Origin of the sequence: Bacteroides sp. OM08-11, assembly GCF_003438665.1 — a bacterium.
Lineage (GTDB): Bacteria > Bacteroidota > Bacteroidia > Bacteroidales > Bacteroidaceae > Bacteroides > Bacteroides cutis.
Genome location: NZ_QSTJ01000003.1, coordinates 329218 through 354681, shown reverse-complemented (window position 1 = coordinate 354681; position 25464 = coordinate 329218). Strand labels below are relative to the sequence as shown.

Sequence of the window (25464 nt, the reverse complement as noted above, 5' to 3'; positions counted from 1 at the left end):
TAATTAATCATTCATTATGATTTTCACCGTTTCCGGTAAATATCCACTACGAATTCTCCATTCTTGAGGATAAAGATTATTGGCACGATTACCAATATTCTTGACAAAACCTATGGGTATCTTCTTATAAGTAAGTAATACTATTCCACGTGAGGCTGTATCCGAAAGGACAACAGCCTCTTTACGTAAATAAGTAATAGCTTGTTCGTATGTAACTTCCTCACACGGAAAAGCATCCGGTCTCAAAGCCAGACTCACAGAAAGCGCATGATCCGGTATCCAATCTTTACCTTTGAGTTCTGCAAGCTTAACCCCTGCCTGTACAATACGTAGTGATGTTTGCAAGGTGGATAACTCCGTAAAATAGGTATTAGGAAAAGCACTAACAGAGTTTACATTCACCATAAATTCATAATTATCAGGCATAAATAACCATTTACGAAGTGCCAAGAGTTGCTCCTTGGATATTCCTGGGGTTTTCACTCCTTTCCTCTGTGGTTTACGACCTTTTGAAGATACTAAAGTCTTTACGAATGCAGAATTTAAGTCTTCTATTGTAGAACTCGTATCCGATTTGCGAAGAACAGCCAGAAAGAAACCTTCGCCTTTCGTCATATACGGCAGAAAACGATAAACAGGAAAATTTTCATCCGGTAAAAGATTTCCCATGATGTTCCAATCTTCTGGGACAATAAGCGGAAGTATCTCTGCATCAAATTCATCACGTATCCAACGAATATTTTCTTCGTTTTCTTTCGTATTATATGTACAAGTACTATATATCAGAAGTCCTCCCGGTTTCAGACAAGGCCAAATATCTGAAATGATACGTCGCTGACGTTGCCAACAAACTTCTACATTCTCAGAGCTCCATTCACTCACGGCAACTGGATCTTTACGAAACATACCTTCACCAGAACAGGGTACATCCGTCAATATGACATCAAAAAAATCTTCCAATAATGAAAAATCAGCAGGATCATTATTAGTCACTATTACTCCGGGATACCCCCACTTCGCCAAGTTCTCTGCCAATATCTGCGAACGATTACGCATTACTTCGTTGGCTACGAGCAGACTCCCTTCAGGCAATATGCTACAAACATGCGTTGACTTACCCCCGGGAGCTGCACAAAGGTCAAGCATCACCACGGGATCTTCACCAACATATTGGTTCAAAGCCTGTTCCACAAACATAGACGAAGCCTCTTGTACATAATAGCACCCGGCATGAAACATAGGATCGAAGGTAAATGTCAATCGACCTTGAAGATAGAAACCGGACGTACACCAGGGAACACGGTTTAACTGATCATTAATAGCTTTTTCACTGTCAATTTTCAACTTATTCAACCGTATACTGACAGGCTGTTCCTGTCCCAAAACAGTTTCCAATTTGGCATAATCTTCATCGCCCAAAAGAGCACATGTATAGTCGGTAAAAGAAGTGGGTAGTTCCATTTTTTGCTATTTATTGGCACAAATATCAAAAAAATATCGTCACTTTGCAACTTTATTAAACCTTGAATACGTCTAACCCATACAGAAACAATAATAAAATAAACCTATATGATTATGAAACGTATCATTTTTGTATTAATGACTGCCATGTTACTCTGTACACTGGCACAAGGAAAAAACAGAATTATTACTGAAAACGATAGCCTGGGAAACAAAAAAAGAGTAATCGAACTATGTGATACCACTGTCAATGGAAAAGCAGTAACAGATACGCTCAGCGTAATGACTTATGAGAATAGTAGCAGTAGCAACAACGAATATGAGCACTATAGCCGTGCTTACCAATTCGGATGGGATTTGGGACAGGACACAAAAGAAGCCGTAATCGCCATTACAGCCATTGTCTTTATTTTTGGCTTTCCACTGATTATCGTATTTATCGTATTCTTCTTCCGTTATAAAAACCGTAAAGCCAAATATCGCCTAGCAGAACAGGCATTAGCCAACGGACAACAACTGCCAGAGAACTTCTTCAAGGGAGTAGAAACAACAGATATACGCAGTAAAGGTATCAATAATATTTTTGTAGGTATCGGCCTTTTCATCTTCCTTTGGGCCATCACTGGAGAATTTGGTATTGGCTGTATTGGTTTGCTCATTATGTTCACTGGATTTGGGCAAATAGTCATTTACTACACACAACAAAAAAGTCGAAAAGAAAAGGACTCTACACCTATAGAGAAAGATGAAAGGAGATGAGTCAACTCAATGACATATCGTTAGTCACACAGGTCGTGGTGTTCCATAACACCAGGGCCTTCGACCAGTTGGTCAGAAAATACCAATCGCCTGTACGACGTTTTTTCTTACATCTGACCTGTGGCGACAGCGAATTGAGCGATGACTTGGCACAAGATACATTTATCAAAGCCTACACCAATTTAGTCTCATTCAAAAACCTGTCTAGCTTTTCAACCTGGCTCTACCGTATTGCTTATAATGTATTTTATGATTATCTTCGCACTCAGAAGGAGACTGACGACCTGGATACTAACCGGGTAGACGCTCAATGCGGTACGCAGCAAAAGGACATAGGTCAGTATATGGATATTTATCGCGCACTGGCTATTCTAAAGGAAATGGAACGAACCTGTATCACCCTCTTTTACATGGAAGATCAAAGTATCGAGAAGATATCAGGTATCACCGGATGTCCGGTAGGAACGGTAAAAAGCCACCTCTCGCGGGCAAAAGAAAAAATGGCCAACTATTTAAAACAAAATGGTTATGATGGAAAATAATGATAAACTTATAGAACAATTCTTTGCCAAAAACCGACAAGAAATAGTAGATAATGGTTTTACCCGTAGTGTTATGCGTCGCTTGCCCGACCATACACACAGAATTTCACAAATATGGGTGACTTTTTGTTTCACACTAGCTTTGGTATTATTCCTCGTTTTAGACGGTATGCAACTGATATTAGACACTTTACGGGAAACATTCATTGCTGCAACAGAAAGTGGTGCCACACAACTTGATCCCAAATCTCTGTTGATTGCGGGAGTCGTACTACTTTATTTCATCTATCGCAAGATTTGTTCTCTTGCCTAACCTTAACGCTCTTTATTTAAGAGATATTCAAATTTATATTCCAATAACTAATTAGCCTTTATCTCATTAAATGGAGGTAAAGGCTAATTTTTTCCAGACAAACAAGCATTTTTCATCGATATATTGTATATTTGCAAGCTCGTAAAACTAAAAAAGACAATAAAGTTTTGAGACAAGTACTATTCATCATATTATTCGTTTTTTCTTTCGGAAGTATCCGCGCCCAAGTTACAAGTGATTCACTCGTCATGCATTATATGCAGGATATAGGAATACCTTTGACCTATAATAATAAGGTTGAATTACTGATGACCGGTCGTGATAAGTTCGTTGATCTGTTTGAAACTATACGTCATGCCCGCCATCATATTCATCTGGAATATTTCAATTTCCGTAACGACTCTATTGCCAATGCATTGTTCGACCTGTTGGCTGAAAAGGTGAAGGAAGGTGTAACGGTACGTGCCATGTTTGATGCCTTTGGAAACTGGTCCAATAATCAACCTCTGAGAAACTATCATCTGAAATCCATACGGGACCGAGGTATAGAAATTGTGAAGTTTGACCCTATTACTTTTCCATATATTAATCATGCTATACACCGTGACCATCGTAAAATAGTTGTTATTGACGGGAAAATAGGTTATACAGGTGGAATGAATATCGCTGATTACTATATCAACGGTCTACCTAAGATAGGCAATTGGCACGATATCCACATGCACATCGAAGGGGATGCCGTACGATATTTACAAGGTATTTTCCTCACGATGTGGAATCGTGAAACGGGTCAGCATGTGGGTGGACCGGCTTATTTTCCCAATATACCTCAGTTTCCCGACAGTATAGCCGAAGAAATTGCGATCGTAGACCGTACTCCGCGTGAAACACCTCGTTCTATCAGCCATGCATACACCATCTCCATCGAAGCCGCACAAAAAAATATCCAAATAGTAAATCCATACTTTTTACCAACCAAGTCTATTCGCAAAGCTATTAAAAAGGCGCTGAAGAAAGGTACGGAAGTGGAAATTATGATACCTGCCGTGTCGGATATCCCCTTTACTCCTGAAGCTTCTTTTTATGCAGTACATAAATTGATGAAACGTGGAGCAAAAATTTATCTGTTCAACGGAGGTTTCCATCACTCTAAAGTAATGATGGTAGACAGTACTTTCTGCACTGTAGGTACAGCCAATCTAAACAGTCGGAGTTTACGGTATGATTACGAAACAAATGCTTTCATATTTGATCCGACCACTACTCATCAACTGAATAATATGTTTATGAATGATAAGCAGAATAGTACTCTCCTTACCCCTGAAGTCTGGAAAAAACGGTCGGCATGGAAGAAATTCGTTGGTTGGTTCGGTAATTTATTGACTCCTTTCCTCTAATTGGAGTTCTTCTTCTAATTTTTAATTTTTAATTTTTAATTTCCCTAGAAGTTGGCTACCTTTGGCGAAGCTTTTAATTTGTAATCTAATGAAACAATATTTAAATTTGCTCAATCGGGTGCTGACTGAAGGTACAGAGAAGAGTGATCGTACCGGAACCGGTACAATCAGTGTATTCGGCCATCAGATGAGGTTTAATATGGACGAGGGATTTCCTTGTCTTACTACCAAAAAACTTCACTTAAAATCCATCATCCATGAATTACTATGGTTTTTGCAAGGAGATACCAATGTTAAATATCTTCAAGATAATGGGGTACGCATCTGGAATGAATGGGCGGATGAGAATGGAGAGTTAGGGCATATTTATGGTTATCAATGGCGTTCTTGGCCTGATTATAAAGGGAATTCAATCGACCAAATCAGTGAAGCTGTTGAAACGATCAAGCATAATCCGGATTCGCGTCGTATCATCGTAAGTGCTTGGAATGTAGGAGACTTGAATAACATGAATTTGCCTCCGTGCCATGCTTTTTTTCAGTTTTATGTGGCAAACGGAAAGCTTAGTCTACAACTTTACCAACGTAGTGCTGATATATTTCTAGGGGTACCGTTCAATATTGCATCATATGCCCTGTTACTTCAAATGATGGCACAAGTGACAGGATTGAAAGCTGGAGATTTTATTCATACTTTAGGAGATGCACATATTTATTTAAATCACTTGGAACAAGTCAAACTTCAGTTGAGCCGTGCCCCTAGACCACTTCCTCAAATGAAAATCAATCCGGATATAAAAAACATCTTCGACTTTAAATATGACGACTTTGAACTAGTGAATTACGACCCATATCCTCACATAGCAGGAAAAGTATCAGTATAATTCAATTTAGACTATAAACAAATAGCATGATTAGTATTATTGCCGCAGTAGATAGAAATAGAGGTATCGGTTATCAAAACAAACTGTTATTCTGGCTCCCCAATGACTTGAAACGTTTCAAAGCCCTCACCACCGGGAATACCATTATCATGGGAAGAAAAACTTTCGAATCGTTGCCTAAAGGTGCTTTACCCAATCGACGGAATATAGTATTATCTTCTCATTCGGACATTTATTATCCTGGAGCTGAAGTATTTTCTTCTTTAAAAGAAGCCTTAAAGAGCTGTAAAGAAGATGAGCATATATATATTATAGGTGGAGCCAGTGTTTATCAGCAGGCACTTCCATTGGCTGATATGCTTTGCCTCACAGAAGTAGATGCAGAAGCTCCTCATGTAGACGCTTACTTTCCAGAAGTGAATTCCAAAATATGGCAAGAAAAAAGCAGAGAATTCCATCCGATAGATGACAAACATCCCTGCCCTTATGCATTTGTTGACTATTTTCGTCGATAAAAATTATTCATCATCTTCTCCCACTAATATAGGCATCTGGCGTTTAATGGCTTCGTGAAAAGAGATCAACGTCTCTGTACGTGACAATCCCAACGGTTGTAATTTATCATGGATAATACTCAACAAATGATGATTGTTTCGTGCATAAAGTTTGATGAACATATCATATTTACCGGTTGTAAAATGACATTCCACTATTTCGGGAATAGCTTCCAACGCTTTCGTCACAGCATCAAAAGTAGCAGGATCTTTTAAATAAATACCAATATAAGCACATGTTTCATATCCAATCTTTTCCGGGTCAAGAATATATTCCGAACCTTTTAATATTCCTAGATTGGTGAGTTTCTGGATACGTTGATGAATAGCCGCTCCAGAAACATTACAAGCTCTTGCCACTTCCAAAAAGGGAATTCGTGCATTATCAGCGATGAGTTTAAGTATCTGCTCGTCTAAAGTATCCAATTGATGATGTCCCATTTCAAATCTTATAGTTAATAAATGATGTATAAAAATCGTATTCCTGTACGACAATGTGCAAAGTTAGCCATTTTTTTACAGATAAAAATACGGTTTATAACTTTTCTTGCTAAATTTGTGAAAGATTAAATAACAAATGAATATGAAAAAATACACTCTGATTTTATTGTGTCTTTGGATAACAGTCTCAGGCTATGCGCAATTTTTTAATGACTACTTCTCGGGAAAAACTCTCCGCGTAGATTATATCTTTAATGGTAATTTCTCTAAACAGAATATTTGTTTGGACGGTTTGTCAGTTCTTCCATCATGGGCGGGAAGAAAACATCATCTGTCAGAGTTACCCCTACAAGGTAACGGGCAGATTACCGTGCGCGATATTGCCAGTAACAATATTATATACAAAACTTCATTTTCCTCTTTATTTCAAGAATGGTTAGAGACTGATGAAGCAAAGAAGGTTACGAAAGGATTTGAGAATACTTTCCTACTTCCCTTCCCTCTTAAACCTATAGAAGTAGAAATAACACTAATTGACCCTCACGGGAATGTATATGCCAGTATGAAACATACTGTTAATCCAAATGACATCCTGATACAGCGAAAAGGAAATACCCACATCACTCCCCACAAATATCTGTTACAAAACGGAGAACTGGATAAATGCATTGATGTAGCCATCCTTGCCGAAGGATATACATCTGATGAAATGGAAATATTTTATCAGGATGCAACAATAGCCTGTGAGAGTTTATTCTCTCATGAACCTTTCAAATCAATGAAAAAACGTTTCAACATCGTAGCAGTAGCCAGTTCTTCACAAGACAGCGGAGTAAGTGTACCACGACTTGGTGACTGGAAACACACAGCAGTTAGTTCACATTTCAGTACTTTTTATTCAGACCGGTATCTGACAACAACCCATGTAAAATCCATTCATGATGCATTGGCTGGAATACCTTACGAACATATTATCATCCTTGCCAATACAGAAGAGTATGGTGGTGGTGGTATTTATAACTCATACACTCTTACTACAGCCCATCATTCTAAATTCCGTCCGGTAGTTGTACATGAGTTCGGACACAGCTTTGGAGGACTTGCTGACGAATATTTCTATGATAATGATGTAATGACAGATACTTACCCGCTGGATGTTGAACCATGGGAACAAAATATAAGTACCCGTATAAATTTCACCTCCAAATGGGAAGATATGCTTGCTAAAGAAACACCCATACCTACACCAACAGAAGAGAGTAAGAAATATCCTGTAGGTGTATATGAAGGTGGTGGTTATTCAGCCAAAGGTATTTATCGCCCAGCTAATAATTGTCGTATGCGTACCAACGAATATCCCGCATTTTGTCCCGTATGTCAACGTGCCCTTCGACGGATTATCGAGTTTTATACAGAATAAAATAATAGTGTATCAGTATAAAATAATAATACTAACTAAAATAAATAATTTATGATTAAATTTCAACGTATCACCACCGCTGATATAAATTTGTATACCTATATGGAACAGTTGATAACCATTTCTTTCCCATCTGATGAATATCGTGCTTTAGATGAAATGAAAAAGTATACAGATACTAAACCGCATTTCTACAATAATATCATTTTTCATAATGAAATACCTATTGGTTTTATCACCTACTGGGATTTTGAAGAATTCTATTATGTAGAACATTTTGCTATTGATCCGTCACAACGAAACGGTGGATACGGAAAAAATGTACTACATCATTTATGTCAACTATTAAATCATCCTATTGTATTGGAAGTAGAAGTTCCCGAAGAAGAAATGGCAAAACGGCGCATCAACTTTTACAAACGTCATGGCTTTACACTATGGGAAAGACCCTATTTCCAACCACCTTATAAGCCCGGAGATAACTATCTCTCGATGTTATTAATGGCTTATGGAGAATTGGACAGTGAAAAAGATTTCAATACTATAAAAGAAAAACTTTACAAAGAAGTATATAATGTGAAGTAAAGATACAAGTAATACTCTAATAGTAGCACTTAATGATTTGACTATTTGCAATAAAACAATAAAGACTACCTGTCTATTAACAGGTAGCCTTTATTATATAGTCAAACCAACTCTTACTGACGCGGTTGCGCAGAATAGTTAATCTTCAATGCATAAGCTTTACGAAGAGCCTCTTTGATATCTGTAACGATACCCATTTTCGTGTCTTGATCAACTTTCAAAGATACAGTCATTTGCGGCTGATCCTCTTCTTTCATACTGGCACGTTCACCAATAATGTAATCCTGGATTGCAGCAACTTCTGCATAGCTGTCATTTAACTGGATACGACTTTCGTTACCTAATTTCTTACGGAATTCGGCAGTAGGCTTTCCTACATAGATAAACGTAACCAAAGACTTCTTTTCAAGTTTTTCCAACTCAGTAGCTTGCGGAACCTTAAACTCAACCTTTAATGTTACCTCACGCATGGTTGTTACAATCATGAAGAAGAACAACAAGGTGAAGATAAGGTCAGGCAGAGAAGAAGTGTTCAACGCCGGCATTTCTTTCTTACCAGTCTTATTAAATTTTCCCATTACTTCTTTTCTCCGTACTTTTTAGGTTCTGCCTCAGAAATCTTCTGAGGATAAATATCACGAATTGCTTTTTGTTGATCTTCGTTCAAATCAGCATAATTCTTTTGCCATTTTTCTTGAGCAAGCTCGTCACGCAACTCATTATAAGCTGCAACCAACTCATTCTGCACAGAAATATATGCTTTATAAGAAGAACCACGGTCACAACGCAAAGAAACTACATGCTTTTCCGTAATCATCATGTTGCCAAAGAAAGGAATATCTTTTGCATATTTCTCAGGCTTAGTTTCATCATTATACGGATTGGCAATAAATTCTTTTGCTTTTGCACGCAATTGATCTACACTGATATAATCGTTTCCACACATTAACTGGTCGTTCATATTCAGGAAAACTTGCAATACGTTGCGTTCTTTCAATTTTACATCGTCATTATCCTTTTGTTCTTGCTCCGGTGGTGGTGGCAAACGTCTTGCCAAACCACGGTCAGTATCCATAGACGTTGTAATCAAAAAGAAGATCAACAACAAGAAAGCAATATCTGCCGTAGAACTTGAGTTAATATCAGGAACTTTTCTTTTTCCTTTTGCCATTGTAATTACTCTTTTAACTGAGTTTCCTCAATTGGTTATGATAATTTCTTCTTAATACTACTAAAAATCATTGAAAGCACTGTTGCAGCCAACAAAATATAGATAGTATAAAGGAACATATCAGTAATCTTCAACCAGAAAGGAACATTATCTGAGCCTTCATATCCTGGGATGTTGAGAGGTTCACCACTACCCATTGCCCAAGCAATAATAACAACTACAGCTAAAATAATTACACCGATCAAAGATTTCAAAGCCTTTCCAGGATTATCCTTCAACGCTGTTCCAAATTGGAACAGAAAAGCAGCCAATGTAGCAATTACAGCCAAACCGAACAAACCATACATCAAGTAAATCAAGGCATCGGTCTGAGCAGGCTGCCACATTTCTGAGTCAACGCTCATCAGTACTGAATCGCCCTGAGCATCTCCACCAAAGTAGAACATACCCAGTACTACCAAGATGGCAGCAAACATTACGTACAGTACATAATATGATACTTTATATGATAACTTAGCCATTTCTATTATTTTTTGTATTTCAAGTTATATTTGATAACCATATCCAACAATGAGATAGAAGAATCTTCCATTTCACTAGTCAAAGCTTCAATCTTAGACAGAATGTAGTTATAGAATACCTGGAGGATCAAAGCAACAATCAAACCGAAAATAGTTGTAATCAAGGCAACCTTCATACCACCAGCAACAACCGTCGGAGAGATATCACCTACTTGTTGGATCTTATCAAATGCCTGCACCATACCGATTACAGTACCCAAGAACCCTAATGACGGAGCCATTGCGATAAACAGTGTGATCCAAGAACAACCTTTTTCCAAATAACCAGCTTGAACACCACCATAAGAAACAACAGACTTTTCTACGACATCAATACCTTGGTCAATTCTCATCAAACCTTGATAATAGATAGATGCAATAGGACCTCTTGTATTACGTGCGATGTCTTTAGCAGCTTCAACGTCACCTTTTTCCAAAGCAGCTTCGATAGCAGCCATAAATTTCTTAGTATTAATTTCAGCCAAGCTCAAATAAATGATACGTTCGATGCAGAATGCAAGGCCGATAACCAATGCAATAGCAACTAAACTCATGAAAGAAGCAGTACCTTCAATAAACTTTGTTTTAATTTCTTTGTGAATACCACCTTCTTCAACTTCTACAGCAGCAGGAGCTTCATCAGCAGGAGCTGCCTGAGCTGCAGGAGCAGCTTGTTCTGTTTGTTCAGCTGCAGGAGCATCTTGAGCCTGAGCAAGTTGAGTTGAGCCAAATGTTAAGACTCCCATCACAGCAACAATTGCAAATAACTTTTTCATTGTGTGTCTAATTTTTAAGATTAATTAATTAAATTACTTATTATATTTATTTGTTGTTTTTTCTTATTTCAATCCATGCGGAGAGACGGGGATTCGAACCCCGGATACCCTTTAGGAGTATACACGCTTTCCAGGCGTGCCTCTTCAACCACTCGAGCATCTCTCCAGTACACGCTTTCCCTGAAATCGGGTGCAAATTACAAAAAAAATGCGAACTGCAAGCGTTTTCAGCTACAAATGTATTCTTTTTTTTGTTCTTCCGTAGCATTCTCCAGTTTTTATCTTGAATAAAATCTCAAAATTAATAAACTTTAAAATCTTCAATACCTTATTTGAGCATTGCAAACACTTTTAATGCATTATTAGAAGTGATCCATCCTACTTCCTCAGGCACTTTATGATAGATTTCAGCAACTTTTATCAAAGTATCTTTCACGTTTGCGCTCTCATTTCGTTTACCCCTATTGGGAACAGGAGTCAGATAGGGAGAATCTGTTTCCAATACTACACGTTCCAAAGGAATACTTTGCAAAACTTCCGGTAAGGTTGACTTTTTAAAAGTCACCACTCCATTAATTCCGACATAAAAACCTGGAAAATCAAGAATACGTACAGCTTCTTCAATAGTTCCCGTAAAACTATGAAAAATTCCTCTTAAGGGAGTTGTTTTATAAGGCTCCAATACCCTATATATATAATCAAAGGCCTCCCGACAATGAATAACTATCGGCAAATCATACTTCAAAGCCCATTCAACCTGTTGTTCAAAAACAATCAATTGTTCTTCCAAAAAAGTTCGATCCCAATAAAGATCTATCCCAATTTCACCAATTGCCACATACTCATTTGGCATTGTTAAATATTCCGCCACAAAATCCAGCTCTTTCCTATAATCCGCATTTACCGAAGTAGGATGTAATCCTATCATAGGAAAACAATAACCTTTATACTCGGAACAAACGCGTAGCATAGATTCAATTGTGCTACTATCTATATTGGGCATAAATATATGGGTAACCCCTGCCACACGTGCACGTTTAATAACTTGTGGCAAATCCTCTGAAAATTCTTCCAAAAAAAGATGGGAATGTGAATCCACTAATCTCATACTTCAACTTCTTCTATCTGTTTCTCACCAGTACGATAATAGTATATCACCCCATAATCACGACATAAATCCAATCGCTTCTTATTCGGGAAAACGTCCTCAAATTTCTTTTCTACCTGATTCCATATATTCAAAATCAGACTATCTGCATCAGCTCGCATCGACGAAAGAACTTCCAGGCTACGCGCTGTTAAAGCCTGCAAATTTTTCTGCCGTTCATAACTTTCCATGAAAATATCATAATGTACCCTCACTTTGGCAATAGTCGGATTATAAATAGGAATTCCCCCCTGAGAAATTCGCAGACTTTCACCGTTTATAATTTTCCGTCCCCATTCTGCAAGAGAAGTTTCAGTCGATAAATCAGGCACATTATTATTTTTTAAATCCAATCCGTAGTACTCCTTGTGAGAAGTACGCACTTCCGAACGAATAACAGCTAAATTCAGTACTTGTATAAAATGGGAAAGATACAACCGGGCAGTTTTCACATTAGCCTGGTGTTTCCGTCCGGCTTTTGATTGCCGTTCAAAACATTCGGCATAATAAGACTGTGCCGCTTCAAATTTAATCAGAAAATTACGGGCATCTGTCAGTGTTTTTAAAGATACGGCCAAATCATATACATTATATATATCACCTTTCACGACTACAGCTTTCAATGCACGTATTCTTGCTTGGTCTGTATTTGGTAATCTTCTATAAGGCATTTTTTAATAAGTTAGGAAGATCATACCTCACGGTACATCAATTTTTTCATCAATTCTTTAAATTCCTTTTTCTTTTCATCAGCGATTCTCACAGCAGCAAGACTTTCTATAGCCTTTACACAATATTCAGCCATCTTTTCTTCGCAGATTTTTTTCACCCCTATTTGATTATACAATTCCGTTACAGTAGCGACCTTCTCAGTAGCATCGAACGAAACAGTATTTATCCAATAATTCAATCGGTGCTTCTGTTCCTCGTCAGCATGTTCCAAGGCTTTAATCAACAAATAGGTCTTTTTATTACAAAGTATATCACCACCTATATTTTTTCCAAAAACAGCAGTATTTCCATACACATCTAATAAGTCGTCTTTCAGCTGAAAAGCAATTCCTAGATTTACGCCAAAGTCATACAAATTCTTAGCATCTTCAGAAGGAGCTCCTGCCAAAATTGCACCGATCTTCAAACTTGCAGCCAAAAGAACTGAAGTCTTCAAACGAATCATCTCAAGATACTCCTTATCCTCTACATCGTTCCGCTGTTCAAAATCCATATCTAGTTGCTGCCCCTCACAAATCTCCAATGCTGTCAAACTAAATAGATTGATTACCTCCTTCAAATATTCAACTGGGCATTGCGCCATAAATTGATATGCCAATACCAACATTGCATCTCCCGAAAGAATAGCACTATTGTCATTCCATATTTTATGTACCGTTGCCTTACCTCTCCGCTTATCAGCACGATCCATCAAATCATCATGTAACAATGTATAATTGTGGTAAACCTCAATCCCCGTTGCCGGTGAAAGAATACGAGTCACATCATCCTTATAAAGATTATAAGCCATCAACATCAATACCGGACGAATTCTTTTGCCGCCAATGGATAATACATAAGTAATCGGATCATACAATCCCTGTGGAGTACGTGTAAACTGCAAACCTGCAATATGAGTATTTATTTTCTCGAGAAGCTCGGAAGATGTAAACATAAGTTATAAAATTAGAGGAATAACAAGGAATGAAAAGAGGCTGCTTTTCAGCAGCCTCTCCACTTTATAGATATCTTATTACTGCAATCTAAACATTACAGGCACCGTATATTTAACACGTACGGGTTTACCGCGTTGCATACCTGGTTTCCACTTAGGCATTGCACTAATCACACGAATAGCTTCTTTATCCAAATAAGGATCAACACCTCTCAATACTTTAGCATCAACAATACTACCATCCTTGTTAACAACGAACTGTACAGTTACACGACCTTGAGTTCCGTTTTCCTGAGCAATAGTAGGATATTTGATATTTTTACTCAAGTACTGCATCAAACCAGCCATACCTCCATTAGGAAATTCGGGCATATTTTCTACAACCTCGAAAATAGTTTGTTCTTCCGGTTCTTCTTCTTCAACAGCGACCGGGACATATTTAATTTCTACGGCCTGATTTGTTTCCTCAGAAGTGGCAATAGTAGTTTCTTCCACATCAGCATCATCATCTACGATTGTCAAAGTTTCAGCAATCGGAGGTGCTACAGGAGGCGGAGGAGTAGCCTGTTCAGGTTGTTCTGTAATAGGAATAATTTCCTCTTCAAATACGAGGTCACTGATTGCCTGACTCGTATCAATCTTGATGTCACGCTTAGTCCATTCGAACGCGATGAACATGAATGCGAGCACGATTACATAACCGACGAGCATCCAAGTTGACTTCTTGTTCTCCAAGTCTGCTTTAGGTGTCTTTTTAATTTCCATAATTTATAATATAATTTTAGTGTTTCTCATTGGGACAAATATAGCACTTTTCCCACGATTGTTTTTGCTTAGATGTGTTTTTTTACACAATAAGCAATACATTTTCGTTTTTTTAATTCTTCAAAAGCGTATACATGCTTTTATGCCACAAATGTAACGAGATATTTTAAAAATACCGTATCTTTGGCAAGAATTTTAAATGAATTATTGAAAAATCCTCTATAGAGAGAGCTAATTCATAAAATTAAAGTATAAAATCATTTCAAATGAAAAAGATAACAATTGCAATCGATGGTTTTTCCTCATGTGGGAAAAGTACTATGGCAAAAGACCTTGCACGTGAAATTGGATACATATATATAGATAGTGGTGCTATGTATCGTGCAGTTACCTTATATAGCATAGAAAATAGCATTTTCCAGAATGATAAAATTGATACAAAAAGACTAGAGAAACACATCAACGATATTCATATTTCTTTCCATCTGAATTCGGAGACAGGACGTCCAGACACCTATCTTAATGGAAAAAATGTAGAAAACAAAATTCGTACAATGGACGTTTCTTCTCATGTAAGTTCTATTGCCGCTTTGAGTTTTGTACGTGAAGCGATGGTAGCGCAACAACAGGAAATGGGTAAGGCCAAAGGCATCGTAATGGACGGCCGCGATATCGGTACTACTGTCTTCCCAGATGCAGAACTGAAAATCTTTGTAACTGCTTCTCCTGAAATACGTGCACAACGCCGATATGATGAATTGAAGGCTAAAGGAGAAGATATTAGTTTTGACGAAATTCTGGAGAATGTAAAACAACGTGATTATATCGACCAAAATCGGAAAGTAAGTCCGCTCCGCAAAGCAGATGACGCACTGTTACTTGACAATAGCTATATGACTATTTCCCAACAAAAAGAATGGTTGTCAGAGCAATTCAACAAAGTGTGTAAAGCATAATGCCGGAAAAAGCTATACCTAATTTGAGCTCTTATTTATTGTCTATAAATCAACAACTAGAAAAATGATAAAAGTAGAAATAGATGAAGGTTCAGGCTTCTGTTTCGGAGTAGTCACTGCGATAAATAAAGCTGAAGAAGAACTGGCCAAAGATGGTACATTATATTGCTTAGGAGATATTGTACACAATAGCCGAGAGGTAGAACGTCTAAAAGAAATGGGGCTTATCACCATCAACCATGACGAATTCAATCATCTACATGATGTTAAAGTACTATTACGTGCTCATGGTGAACCACCTGAAACTTATGACATTGCCCGTCGTAATAACATTGAAATCATCGATGCAACTTGTCCTGTTGTACTCCGTCTGCAAAAAAAAATCAAACAGGAGTATACACAGGAAAGCAATGAAGATAAGCAAATCGTGATATATGGGAAAAACGGTCACGCTGAAGTACTAGGATTGGTAGGACAAACTACTGGTAAAGCGATAGTCATTGAAAAGCTAGAAGAAGCCAAGAAATTGGACTTCAGCAAAAGTATCCGTCTTTATTCACAAACGACTAAATCTCTGGAAGAATTTCAAAAAATCGTTGAATATATTAAAGAGCATATTTCACCGAATGTCACTTTTGAATATTACGACACAATCTGTCGGCAAGTAGCCAATCGCATTCCGAATATCCGCAAATTTGCTGCTTCGCACGACCTGATATTTTTCGTTAGTGGTAAAAAGAGTTCTAACGGGAAAATCCTGTTCCACGAATGCCAATCAGTCAATCCAAATTCTCATTTTATAGACAGTGCCGAAGAAATTGATAACAATCTGCTTATGGGAGCAGCTTCCATCGGCATATGTGGAGCAACCTCCACGCCCAAGTGGTTAATGGAGGAAATATTCAAGGCAATCAAATCACGCCTTTAAGCCAAAATGTCATCCTTTTGGAACAGCAAATTAACGTAATTTATTAGTCATGGCCTTAGCTTTTTGCTATCTTTGCGCCAATTATTAACATAAAAAAGATTGTTATGGGAACAGTTAAGTGCATCGGTATCTTGACATCCGGAGGTGATGCTCCGGGAATGAACGCTGCCATCCGCGCAGTGACGCGTGCAGCTATTTACAACGGACTACAAGTGAAAGGTATATATAGAGGTTACAAAGGTCTAGTGACCGGTGAAATTAAAGAATTTAAAAGCCAAAACGTAAGTAATATTATCCAATTAGGTGGTACTATTCTGAAAACAGCCCGCTGTAAAGAGTTTAAAACTCCCGAAGGTCGTCAGATAGCATACGATAATATGAAGAAAGAAGGAATAGATGCTCTAGTGGTCATTGGTGGTGACGGCTCTCTATCGGGTGCACGTATTTTTGCACAAGAATTTGATGTTCCTTGTATCGGTCTACCAGGAACTATCGACAACGATCTTTATGGTACAGATACTACAATAGGTTATGATACGGCATTAAATACAATTCTGGATGCCGTAGATAAAATCCGTGATACGGCAACCTCTCACGAACGTTTGTTTTTTGTGGAAGTAATGGGTCGTGATGCCGGATTCCTCGCTTTGAACGGTGCCATAGCTTCCGGTGCAGAGGCAGCTATCATTCCGGAATTTAGTACAGAAGTCGACCAATTGGAAGAATTCATTAAAAATGGTTTCCGCAAATCAAAGAACAGTAGTATAGTACTCGTTGCTGAAAGTGAACTGACAGGTGGTGCTATGCACTATGCAGAACGTGTAAAGAACGAATATCCTGAATATGATGTACGCGTAACCATCCTTGGTCACTTGCAACGTGGAGGAAGTCCTACTGCTCACGACCGAATTCTCGCCAGCCGTATGGGGGCTGCCGCTATTGATGCCATCATGGAAGGACAGCGCAATGTTATGATCGGTATTGAACATGACGAGGTTGTTTACGTTCCTTTTACCAAAGCAATCAAAAATGACAAGCCCATTAAGAAAGATTTAGTAAATGTATTGAGAGAACTCTCAATCTAATTCATATACTATACATTATACGGACCCGACAGATTATAACTACCATCATCTGTACCAGTCCGTATAATTATAATAAATTTCTTATAGCCATTTCTTTACTATCCTTTCGGTTTCATTCCACAACTGGCGCATTTGCACATGCTGCATATATTTTTCTGATATTTTTTTGGGATGACAACTCACATTTAGGGTTCCTGTCCGTTTCCCGGTCTCTTCATCCAGCAATAGACTGATAGCAGTTGCCGCCCCTTGTCTGGGAGTCCGTATAAAAGGACGGAAAAAAATATCAGTCAACGGGTCAAACCACATATGCATCGTTATGATGTTAGTGGAAACTATTCCCGGATCCGCAGCATTGACTATTATCCCCTTGTCTTTCACCCGATTTGCCAAATCAATAGTAAATAATGTCAAAGCCAGCTTCGTATTACTATAAATAGGTATACGCCAGAAACTACCTTTTTTCCCATGTAGAAAGAAATCGGGAAAGTCAATCTTACCAATAGCATAAGTACAGGAAACCATATTCACGATCCGACTCCCCTCACCCATCAACGGCAACAATTTACGAGTCAATAAATAAGGTCCTACATAGTTTACGCCTACTGTTTGTTCCAGTCCATCCTCAGTAATACGACGTTCTGTTTCCATAGTACCGGCATTATTCATCAGCAGACTCAACGGCTCTCTCCGTTCTAATATTTCATTTGCAAAAGAAGAAACGGAAGAAAGTGAAGCAAGATTTATCTCTTTTACCTCAATACACGAGTTTCCCGTTTCACGTATCAGTAATTGTCTCTTAGGTTCAGCTGCCTGCAAACTTCGGCAAGCCATAATGATCCGGTAACCAGCTATAGCCACGGCACGAGTAATTTCCATACCCATTCCTCCATCTGCTCCGGTTATAATCGCAAGTTTCACCTTTTTAATTGATAATTGATAATTAACAATGAGTTATCAGCCTTTCGCTTCTATTCTCTCTATTTCCTTCTTAAGACAGGCAGGAAGTTTCTCATTCAGATGTTGATGACAGGCCATCTCAATAGAATACATCCGTGCAATACAATAATTGCTGTGCCTGCAATTACAACGCGCATTTTCCTCTTCGCGCATACGATTGACAAATCCCGGTTCATTAAGCAACGCGCGCGCCATTTGTACTGCCTCAAAGCCGTCATCCAACACCTCATCTATCTTGTCACGGGATACCAGACCACCTACATAAATCAAAGGCATCTTCAACTCCGCACGGAACTTCAAGGCATCTTCCAAGAAATAAGCTTCCTTAAATGGCACGGCAGGTATCATCCATTTACCTACCATACGTACTCCATACTTCAACCACCAGCAAGTCATATAATGCGTCATACTACGAATAGGCATCTCCCCCCGCATCACATACATTGGTGCTTTACTGACAAAACCTCCACTCAATACCAGCGCATGAACACCCGATTGCTCCAGACGCTTTGCCACCTGCATAGTTTCATCAATTTCCATCCCTCCACGGAAACCATCACGCATATTCACCTTTACCAATATCGCCATGTCATTACCTGCAGCTTTCATCACCTCTTCCATCACCATATCCATGAAGCGCATGCGATTTTCCAATGAACCACCGAACTCATCTTTCCGATGATTGGTGGCAGGTGAAAGAAACTGGCTGATAAGATATCCATGTCCGGCATGAATTTCTACAGAATTAAAACCGGCTTCACGTGCCAGATTTACCGAACGACCATACGCACGCGCCATTTCAGGTAGTTCATCCGCACGTAGTCCACGCACAAACGTTGGAGAATAAAGATTGAAACCACCGCTAGCTCCCACCGGTGTACAACCACATATACTTTTGTGAGACATATTACCACAATGTCCCAACTGAATACCTGCTGCCGCTCCCTCCGCATGAATGGCATCAGTCAGCCTGCGAAGCCCAGGAACAATCTCAGGACGCATCCATAACTGACGATCAAAAGAAAGTCCACTTTGTGTAACAGCAGCATAGGCAACAGTAGTCATGCCAATACCACCTGCCGCCACCGAACGATGATAATTAAGCAACATATCAGACGGAACATTACCCGGGCACATACTCTCAAAGGCAGCCGAACGAATAGTACGATTACGCAAAGTCAATGGTCCGAAAGTAACAGGTGTAAATAACTTTGAGCTTTTCATTATTCCTTATTCTTTAATATATAAAGGGTATAATACGTTTTCTTTTCCCTACAGCCTCATTACCAAACTCTTCACGGTAATGTTTATAAATAGCATCAGCACGAGGTACCAAATTGGCGAATGTCCACCACACAAAAACCCATGCAGCCGGAGAAGCAACCAATATTGCAAACCCTATCCATTCTATCAACTCACCCAAATAATTGGCGGAAGTGACATATCGATAAAGTCCTTTACCCGGAAGGTAATGTTTTGTATCACCGGGTTTACGCAGATGACGTATCACATAATCGGAATGTAGATTTATTCCCATTCCTATAAAAAACAGCAAAAGCCCTCCAATAGCCCATGGAGAAAGGAAATAATACCAACCATCCCCATACAGTTTACTTATCGGGAAATAGAATATTCCACCAGCTTGCATAATCCCATTCAAAAGATTGAATACAATCCCCATCGTCATAATAGCAATCGGCATACGAGACTTTCCTTTTAATAGCAATGGAAAAATAAAAGAACGTTGAAAATAATGAAGCAGAAATAATAACAGGAAAATAAATTGTGGTATCGTCACCCCTATCCCGCTATATATCCAAAGAGCCGACATCACAAAAAAGACCGGAGCTTCCATCAATACCCAAGCCAATTTATTATTAATAGATGCTCCCCACGAAGCTGTTCGAAATATCCCATACCCCGCTTTTATAAAATAGAGTGCAATAAAGACAAAAAGAGCTATCACACTCATTACCCATAAAAAGGCCTGAAAATCTCCCCGGCTCATATTCTTTCATTTAAATACAGCAAATATAGAAAAAACTTACAATACTCAAATCGTTTTCCAAAGATTATTAAAACATTTTTCATCTTATCTGGGAAGAAAATATCCAAAGAAAAGGGATACTTCCGGTTTATTAAACCTGGTAGCATCCCCTATAAGCTCCATTATTTTACTTCAAACGACTAACGTTTGTTAATAGGTACATATATCGTATCTTCTAGTATATTCTTATAAGCCGGACGAATGATACGTTTACCTTCAAAATTCAGTTCTTCGTTACGATGGGCACACCAACCGACAATACGTGCCATGGCAAACAGTGGAGTAAATATTTCCTGTGGTAATCCAATCATCTCGTACACAAAACCCGAATAGAAATCAATATTACTTGAAACCGTTTTCCCGTTATTCTTGATACGGCCGAAAGTAGAGATAGCACGTTCTTCCAGTAACTCAAGGAATGCAAACTCTCGTTCTTTACCTTTTTCACGAGCCAAGTCACGAGCTAATTCTTTCAGCAGAACGGCACGCGGATCAGAAATAGTATACACTGCGTGACCGATACCATAAATCAATCCAGTCTTGTTGTAAGCTTCTTTATTCAGCATACGGGTAAAGTAAGTATCAATTTCATCCACATTCGTCCAATCCTGAATATTCTCTTGTAAATGATGGAACATATCAGCTACCTGAATATTAGCACCACCATGAAGCGGACCTTTCAAAGAACCGATCCCTGCAGCAATGGCCGAATAGGTATCTGTCCCTGTAGAAGATGTGACACGTACGGTGAAAGTTGAATTATTACCGCCACCATGTTCAGCTTGAAGTACCAGTAGTAAATCGAGAGTACGAGCATCCAACTCTGTATAATCTTTTTTCAACATATATAGGAAGTTCTCGGCAATAGACAGTTTTTCCTGCGGATGACGGATATGCAAAGAACGACCATGAGTGGCATGGCGAAGCATGTTATAGGCATATGCAATAATAGTAGGGAACTGCGATATCAGTTCGATACTTTGTCGCATCAGATTATCACGGGAAGTATCATCAGCCTGCGGATCAAAACGATACATCTCTAGTACGCTACGTGCCAAGATATTCATAATATTGTTTCCTTCCAGCTCAATGATATTCATCTTTGTCTTTTGTTCCAACGGCATATTGTCGTTGATGAGTTCACAGAAAGAGTTCAACTCTTCCTTATCAGGTAACCTACCTGAAAGCAACAGATATGCCACTTCTTCAAAACCAAAACGTTTTTCTTTAATAACCGCATGTGCCAGGTCTTCCAAATCATAACCACGATAAAACAGTTTTCCAGGAATAGGCTTCAAGCCTCCTCCGGGAATACGTTCGTATCCTACCACATTGCCAATCTTGGTCAGACCGACCAATACACCGGTTCCATCTTCGTTGCGCAATCCACGTTTCACGTCAAACTTCTTGAACAGTTCGTTTTCAATTCGGGTGGCTTCTTTCAAGTCCTCCGAAAGTTTATAAATCAAATACTCCTTCTTCATGACATTATTCAGTTTTCATATATCGTATAATCATACATCATTCTTTCTCTCTTTCAATTCTTTCCACAACCTCCCGTGTAAAGTTCGACGTAGACATAGATACACCACCAGGCATGAAACGGGCAAGGTCGGCAGTGGCACGTCCTTCCATAAAACTCTTTTCCAAAGCCTTTTCTATCAGGGAGGCAGACTTTTTCCAACCAAAATATTCAAGCATCATCACGGCAGAAAGAATGATGGAACATGGATTTACAATATCTTTTCCCGCTATATCAGGAGCAGTACCATGAGTAGCTTCAAAGATAGCGTGTCCTGTTTTGTAGTTGATATTAGCCCCGGGAGCAATACCGATACCTCCTACCATAGCCGCCAATTGATCGGAAATGTAATCACCGTTCAAATTTAAGGTAGCGACAACGGAATATTTTTCGGGAACCAACAGCGTATTTTGCAGGAAAGCATCAGCAATACAATCTTTGATAAGCAAACGTCCCTCAGTTATCTCCTTACCGAACTCACGTTCTGCCAATTCATACCCCCACTTCTTGAAACCACCTTCGGTGAATTTCATAATGTTTCCCTTGTGTACCAACGTCACTGACGGCAGATGATTGTCGAGTGCGTACCGACATGCCGCACGTACCAGCCGTTCCGTCCCTTCTTTAGAAACAGGTTTCACACCGAATGAGGCTGTTTCGGGGAAACGTACTTTTGTCACTCCCATTTCATCATGCAAAAAATGGTAGAACTTCTCTGCTTCAGGCGTTCCGGCTTCCCACTCGATACCGGAATAGATATCTTCGGTGTTTTCACGAAATACGTACATATTCACTTTCTGTGGCTCCTTCACCGGAGAAATCACTCCTTTATACCAACGTATGGGACGCAGGCAAACGTACAGATCTAATGTCTGGCGTAACATTACGTTCAAAGAACGAATACCACCACCTACAGGAGTTGTCAACGGACCTTTGATACCCACTTTATATTTACGGAAAGCCTCCAACGTCTCGTCTGGCAACCACGTCCCCATTTCACGGAACGCACGTTCACCTGCCAAGACTTCTTTCCACTCGATACCACGTCCGTCACCATAAGCTCTCCTGATGGCGGCATTCACTATAGCTTGCATGGAAGGGGTTACCTCAGTTCCCACTCCATCACCCATTATAAAAGGTACGGTTATTTTTTCCATTTTCTATCGTGCGTTTAATGCAGAACCGGCGCGGAACCAGTTTATCTGCAGTTCGTTATAAGTATGTTGTACCTCAAAATCCTCCTTAGTTCCGTCTTCATGGTAAAGAACAACTTTCAGATTACGTCCCGGAGCAAAATCCCTCAAACCAATAACGGAAAGTAAATCATGCTCCTGAATTTTATCGTAATCGGCTTTGTCAACAAAAGTCAGTGCCAACATACCTTGTTTCTTCAAGTTCGTTTCGTGGATGCGGGCAAAACTCTTTGCGAGAATAACGCGCACATTAAGGAAACGCGGCTCCATGGCAGCATGTTCACGGCTAGAACCTTCACCATAGTTTTCTTCGGCAACGACAATGGAGGGTATTCTTTCCGATTTATACAATTTAGCCGTACCCGAAACAGTTTCGTAAGCATTGGTAGAACGATTCCAAATCTTGTTGGTTTCACCATTGAAAGCATTGACAGCCCCCATCAACATATTATCGGAAATATTTTCCAAATGTCCACGAAACCGAAGCCACGGACCTGCCATTGATATATGATCGGTAGTACATTTGCCTTGTACTTTAATCAGTAAAGGCATATTCAGCAAGTCAGTACCGTCCCATGCAGGAAAAGAAGCCAACAATTGCAAACGCTGTGAATGTGGGTCTACCACAATATTTTTTCTTCCACTACTTGGTGCTATATATCCTTCGCTACCGGCTGCAAATCCTTGTGACGGCAGTTCTTCGCCAACTGGTTCAGAAAGTTTCACCCTCATACCGTCATTGTTTATCAGCATATCCTTCAACGGGTTGAAACACAAGTCACCGGCAATGGTCAATGCCATTGTCAGCTCCGGGGATGCAACAAAAGCATAGGTATTTGGATTACCGTCTGCCCGTTTGGCAAAATTACGATTGAAAGAGGTTACGATGGAATTCTTACGGGTAGGATTATCTGTTTCACGTTTCCACTGTCCGATGCAAGGTCCACAGGCATTTGCCATAATCGTTGCTCCTATTTTTTCGAAAACATCAATCATTCCATCACGTTCGGCCGTAGTACGAATTCGTTCAGAACCAGGATTGACAATCAAGGGAACAGCTACGTGCAAGCGTTTTTCCTGTACTTGGCGCGCCAAAGAAACGGCACGACTTAAATCCTGATAAGAAGAATTGGTGCAGGAACCTATCAGTCCGACTTCCACTTTACGAGGATAACCGTTTTTCAAGACCTTTTCTGCAAATTCAGAAACAGGAGTCGCCGCATCAGGGGTAAAAGGTCCATTGATATAGGGTTCTAAAGTAGAAAGATCGATATCAATTATACGATCGTAATACTTCTCAGGACAATCGGTCACTTCTTCATCTGCACAAAGGTCGACTGCTACAGAAGCAGCCAGTTCGGCTACTTCTTCACGTCCGGTAGCTTTCAGATAGGCCGCCATACGCTCGTCAAAAGGAAAGAGTGAAGTAGTAGCACCGACTTCAGCGCCCATATTGCATATCGTGGCCTTGCCAGTGGCAGATAATGAAGTTGTTCCGGAACCAAAATATTCAATAATGGCATTTGTTCCACCTTTTACCGTAAGGATACCTGCTAATTTCAAAATTACATCTTTCGGAGCTGCCCATCCGTTCAGTTTGCCGGTGAGACGTACACCTATCAGGTGAGGCATTTTCAGTTCCCATTCCATACCGGTCATTACATCCACGGCATCGGCACCTCCTACCCCAATGGCCACCATACCCAATCCACCAGCATTAGGAGTATGAGAGTCTGTACCAACCATCATACCACCCGGAAAAGCATAGTTTTCCAAAACAACCTGATGAATAATACCTGCACCGGGCTGCCAGAATCCAATACCATAGCATGAAGACACATCTCGAAGAAAGTTATACACTTCTTCATTGGTCTTTGTGGCTGTAGCTATATCTTCCCTGGCGCCTTTATAAGCTTGAATTAAATGGTCACAGTGTACAGTAGAAGGCACTGCAACTTCGTCGCGACCAGCATTCATAAACTGTAATAAAGCCATTTGTGCGGTTGCATCCTGCATTGCTACACGATCAGGACGGAAGGTAACATAATCTTCTCCACGCTTATAATTCTTTACTTCATCCGTATTATACAAATGAGCATACAAAATCTTCTCCGCCAGCGTCAACGGGCGTTTCAAAACAGCTCGGGCTTGTCTTATTTTCCCTGCATAAGCAGCATAAAACGCCTTTAGCATTGTCAAATCATACACCATAACCACTTGTTTTTAATTTTTCAATATTGTAAAGATTACAAATTAATATTATAAACAAATAAAAAGAGGTAAATGTTTAACAAAATAAAACTTTTCTTCTGTTGAAGAGAGAGAATGATTAC

The 25464-nt window shown here is 39.3% G+C and carries 27 protein-coding genes and 1 tRNA gene; 11 read left to right on the top strand and 17 right to left on the bottom strand.

The annotated features are described in order from the left end of the window. Positions 1 to 3 precede the first annotated feature (3 nt). The gene (locus DXC10_RS07995) at positions 4 to 1461 is read right to left on the bottom strand and encodes an rRNA cytosine-C5-methyltransferase (protein WP_117737648.1); all 1458 of its coding nucleotides are present in this window, start codon (positions 1459 to 1461) and stop codon (positions 4 to 6) included. A 114-nt stretch (positions 1462 to 1575) separates the two neighbouring features. On the opposite strand from DXC10_RS07995, the gene DXC10_RS07990 reads away from it, so the two are divergent. The 6 genes from DXC10_RS07990 to DXC10_RS07965 all read left to right on the top strand — a co-directional run bounded on the left by DXC10_RS07990 (position 1576) and on the right by DXC10_RS07965 (position 5870). Next, on the top strand, positions 1576 to 2220 hold the full coding sequence (locus DXC10_RS07990; protein ID WP_180949212.1) for a DUF6249 domain-containing protein: 645 nt from the start codon (positions 1576 to 1578) through the stop codon (positions 2218 to 2220). Then, a complete protein-coding gene (locus DXC10_RS07985; RefSeq protein ID WP_101544019.1) occupies positions 2217 to 2762 on the top strand; it encodes an RNA polymerase sigma factor in 546 nt (181 codons plus the stop codon). Before DXC10_RS07990 ends, DXC10_RS07985 begins: the two co-directional genes overlap by 4 nt. Continuing rightward, on the top strand, positions 2749 to 3075 hold the full coding sequence (locus tag DXC10_RS07980) for a DUF5056 domain-containing protein (protein WP_117737647.1): 327 nt from the start codon (positions 2749 to 2751) through the stop codon (positions 3073 to 3075). Before DXC10_RS07985 ends, DXC10_RS07980 begins: the two co-directional genes overlap by 14 nt. Positions 3076 to 3263: 188 nt before the next feature. Beyond that, positions 3264 to 4472 carry a cardiolipin synthase gene (gene cls, locus DXC10_RS07975; protein ID WP_255419791.1) on the top strand — a complete coding sequence of 403 codons (1209 nt, stop codon included), beginning with the start codon at positions 3264 to 3266 and terminating at the stop codon, positions 4470 to 4472. Positions 4473 to 4560: 88 nt separating this feature from the next. Then, positions 4561 to 5355, top strand: coding sequence for a thymidylate synthase (locus tag DXC10_RS07970; protein ID WP_101544012.1), 795 nt, complete (start codon positions 4561 to 4563; stop codon positions 5353 to 5355). Between the two features lie 26 nt (positions 5356 to 5381). After that, positions 5382 to 5870: a dihydrofolate reductase gene (locus DXC10_RS07965; protein ID WP_101544009.1), complete on the top strand. Its 489-nt coding sequence runs from the start codon at positions 5382 to 5384 to the stop codon at positions 5868 to 5870. Between the two features lie 3 nt (positions 5871 to 5873). Here DXC10_RS07965 and DXC10_RS07960 read toward each other — a convergent pair whose 3' ends face one another. After that, the gene (locus tag DXC10_RS07960) at positions 5874 to 6350 is read right to left on the bottom strand and encodes an Lrp/AsnC family transcriptional regulator (protein WP_101544006.1); all 477 of its coding nucleotides are present in this window, start codon (positions 6348 to 6350) and stop codon (positions 5874 to 5876) included. A gap of 142 nt (positions 6351 to 6492) precedes the next feature. Here DXC10_RS07960 and DXC10_RS07955 point away from each other — a divergent pair, with 142 nt between their 5' ends. Beyond that, positions 6493 to 7770: an IgA Peptidase M64 gene (locus DXC10_RS07955; RefSeq protein WP_117737680.1), complete on the top strand. Its 1278-nt coding sequence runs from the start codon at positions 6493 to 6495 to the stop codon at positions 7768 to 7770. 51 nt (positions 7771 to 7821) lie between these two features. Continuing rightward, the gene (locus DXC10_RS07950) at positions 7822 to 8355 is read left to right on the top strand and encodes a GNAT family N-acetyltransferase (protein ID WP_101544004.1); all 534 of its coding nucleotides are present in this window, start codon (positions 7822 to 7824) and stop codon (positions 8353 to 8355) included. Positions 8356 to 8468: 113 nt separating this feature from the next. Here the strand turns inward: DXC10_RS07950 and DXC10_RS07945 are convergent, their stop codons facing one another. The 9 genes from DXC10_RS07945 to DXC10_RS07905 all read right to left on the bottom strand — a co-directional run bounded on the left by DXC10_RS07945 (position 8469) and on the right by DXC10_RS07905 (position 14440). After that, positions 8469 to 8933, bottom strand: coding sequence for a biopolymer transporter ExbD (locus DXC10_RS07945; RefSeq protein ID WP_005657168.1), 465 nt, complete (start codon positions 8931 to 8933; stop codon positions 8469 to 8471). Further along, the gene (locus DXC10_RS07940) at positions 8933 to 9526 is read right to left on the bottom strand and encodes a biopolymer transporter ExbD (RefSeq protein ID WP_101544002.1); all 594 of its coding nucleotides are present in this window, start codon (positions 9524 to 9526) and stop codon (positions 8933 to 8935) included. The genes DXC10_RS07945 and DXC10_RS07940 overlap by 1 nt, the downstream gene beginning before the upstream one ends. A 35-nt stretch (positions 9527 to 9561) precedes the next feature. Then, positions 9562 to 10047 carry a hypothetical protein gene (locus DXC10_RS07935; RefSeq protein ID WP_101544000.1) on the bottom strand — a complete coding sequence of 162 codons (486 nt, stop codon included), beginning with the start codon at positions 10045 to 10047 and terminating at the stop codon, positions 9562 to 9564. Between the two features lie 5 nt (positions 10048 to 10052). Continuing rightward, positions 10053 to 10862, bottom strand: coding sequence for a MotA/TolQ/ExbB proton channel family protein (locus DXC10_RS07930; RefSeq protein WP_101543998.1), 810 nt, complete (start codon positions 10860 to 10862; stop codon positions 10053 to 10055). Positions 10863 to 10940: 78 nt separating this feature from the next. Then, positions 10941 to 11028: transfer RNA gene (locus tag DXC10_RS07925), tRNA-Ser, on the bottom strand. A gap of 162 nt (positions 11029 to 11190) precedes the next feature. Further along, positions 11191 to 11970 (bottom strand): TatD family hydrolase, encoded by a 780-nt coding sequence (locus DXC10_RS07920; RefSeq protein WP_101543996.1) that lies wholly within the window; start codon positions 11968 to 11970, stop codon positions 11191 to 11193. Then, on the bottom strand, positions 11967 to 12680 hold the full coding sequence (locus DXC10_RS07915; protein WP_117737646.1) for a hypothetical protein: 714 nt from the start codon (positions 12678 to 12680) through the stop codon (positions 11967 to 11969). Before DXC10_RS07915 ends, DXC10_RS07920 begins: the two co-directional genes overlap by 4 nt. A 20-nt stretch (positions 12681 to 12700) precedes the next feature. After that, the gene (locus DXC10_RS07910; RefSeq protein WP_101543993.1) at positions 12701 to 13675 is read right to left on the bottom strand and encodes a polyprenyl synthetase family protein; all 975 of its coding nucleotides are present in this window, start codon (positions 13673 to 13675) and stop codon (positions 12701 to 12703) included. Between the two features lie 78 nt (positions 13676 to 13753). Next, a complete protein-coding gene (locus DXC10_RS07905; protein ID WP_101543991.1) occupies positions 13754 to 14440 on the bottom strand; it encodes an energy transducer TonB in 687 nt (228 codons plus the stop codon). 266 nt (positions 14441 to 14706) lie between these two features. On the opposite strand from DXC10_RS07905, the gene cmk reads away from it, so the two are divergent. From cmk to pfkA, 3 genes are all read left to right on the top strand, one after another. Beyond that, positions 14707 to 15396 (top strand): (d)CMP kinase, encoded by a 690-nt coding sequence (gene cmk / locus DXC10_RS07900; RefSeq protein WP_117737645.1) that lies wholly within the window; start codon positions 14707 to 14709, stop codon positions 15394 to 15396. 64 nt (positions 15397 to 15460) lie between these two features. Further along, complete coding sequence (locus tag DXC10_RS07895; RefSeq protein WP_101543988.1) at positions 15461 to 16324, top strand: 4-hydroxy-3-methylbut-2-enyl diphosphate reductase; 864 nt, start codon at positions 15461 to 15463, stop codon at positions 16322 to 16324. A gap of 104 nt (positions 16325 to 16428) precedes the next feature. Then, complete coding sequence (gene pfkA, locus DXC10_RS07890; RefSeq protein ID WP_101543974.1) at positions 16429 to 17409, top strand: 6-phosphofructokinase; 981 nt, start codon at positions 16429 to 16431, stop codon at positions 17407 to 17409. 81 nt (positions 17410 to 17490) lie between these two features. Here the strand turns inward: pfkA and DXC10_RS07885 are convergent, their stop codons facing one another. The 6 genes from DXC10_RS07885 to DXC10_RS07860 form a co-directional block, all read right to left on the bottom strand. Continuing rightward, a complete protein-coding gene (locus DXC10_RS07885; RefSeq protein ID WP_101543971.1) occupies positions 17491 to 18330 on the bottom strand; it encodes an SDR family oxidoreductase in 840 nt (279 codons plus the stop codon). 36 nt (positions 18331 to 18366) lie between these two features. After that, positions 18367 to 19593: an NADH:flavin oxidoreductase gene (locus DXC10_RS07880; RefSeq protein WP_117737644.1), complete on the bottom strand. Its 1227-nt coding sequence runs from the start codon at positions 19591 to 19593 to the stop codon at positions 18367 to 18369. A 13-nt stretch (positions 19594 to 19606) separates the two neighbouring features. Continuing rightward, positions 19607 to 20377, bottom strand: a complete 771-nt coding sequence (locus DXC10_RS07875) for a DUF1295 domain-containing protein (RefSeq protein ID WP_117737643.1) — start codon at positions 20375 to 20377, stop codon at positions 19607 to 19609. Positions 20378 to 20556: 179 nt separating this feature from the next. Beyond that, complete coding sequence (locus tag DXC10_RS07870) at positions 20557 to 21900, bottom strand: citrate/2-methylcitrate synthase (protein WP_117737642.1); 1344 nt, start codon at positions 21898 to 21900, stop codon at positions 20557 to 20559. 37 nt (positions 21901 to 21937) lie between these two features. Then, positions 21938 to 23095: an NADP-dependent isocitrate dehydrogenase gene (gene icd / locus DXC10_RS07865; protein ID WP_101543963.1), complete on the bottom strand. Its 1158-nt coding sequence runs from the start codon at positions 23093 to 23095 to the stop codon at positions 21938 to 21940. A 3-nt stretch (positions 23096 to 23098) separates the two neighbouring features. Next, on the bottom strand, positions 23099 to 25342 hold the full coding sequence (locus tag DXC10_RS07860) for an aconitate hydratase (protein ID WP_117737641.1): 2244 nt from the start codon (positions 25340 to 25342) through the stop codon (positions 23099 to 23101). Positions 25343 to 25464 lie beyond the last annotated feature (122 nt).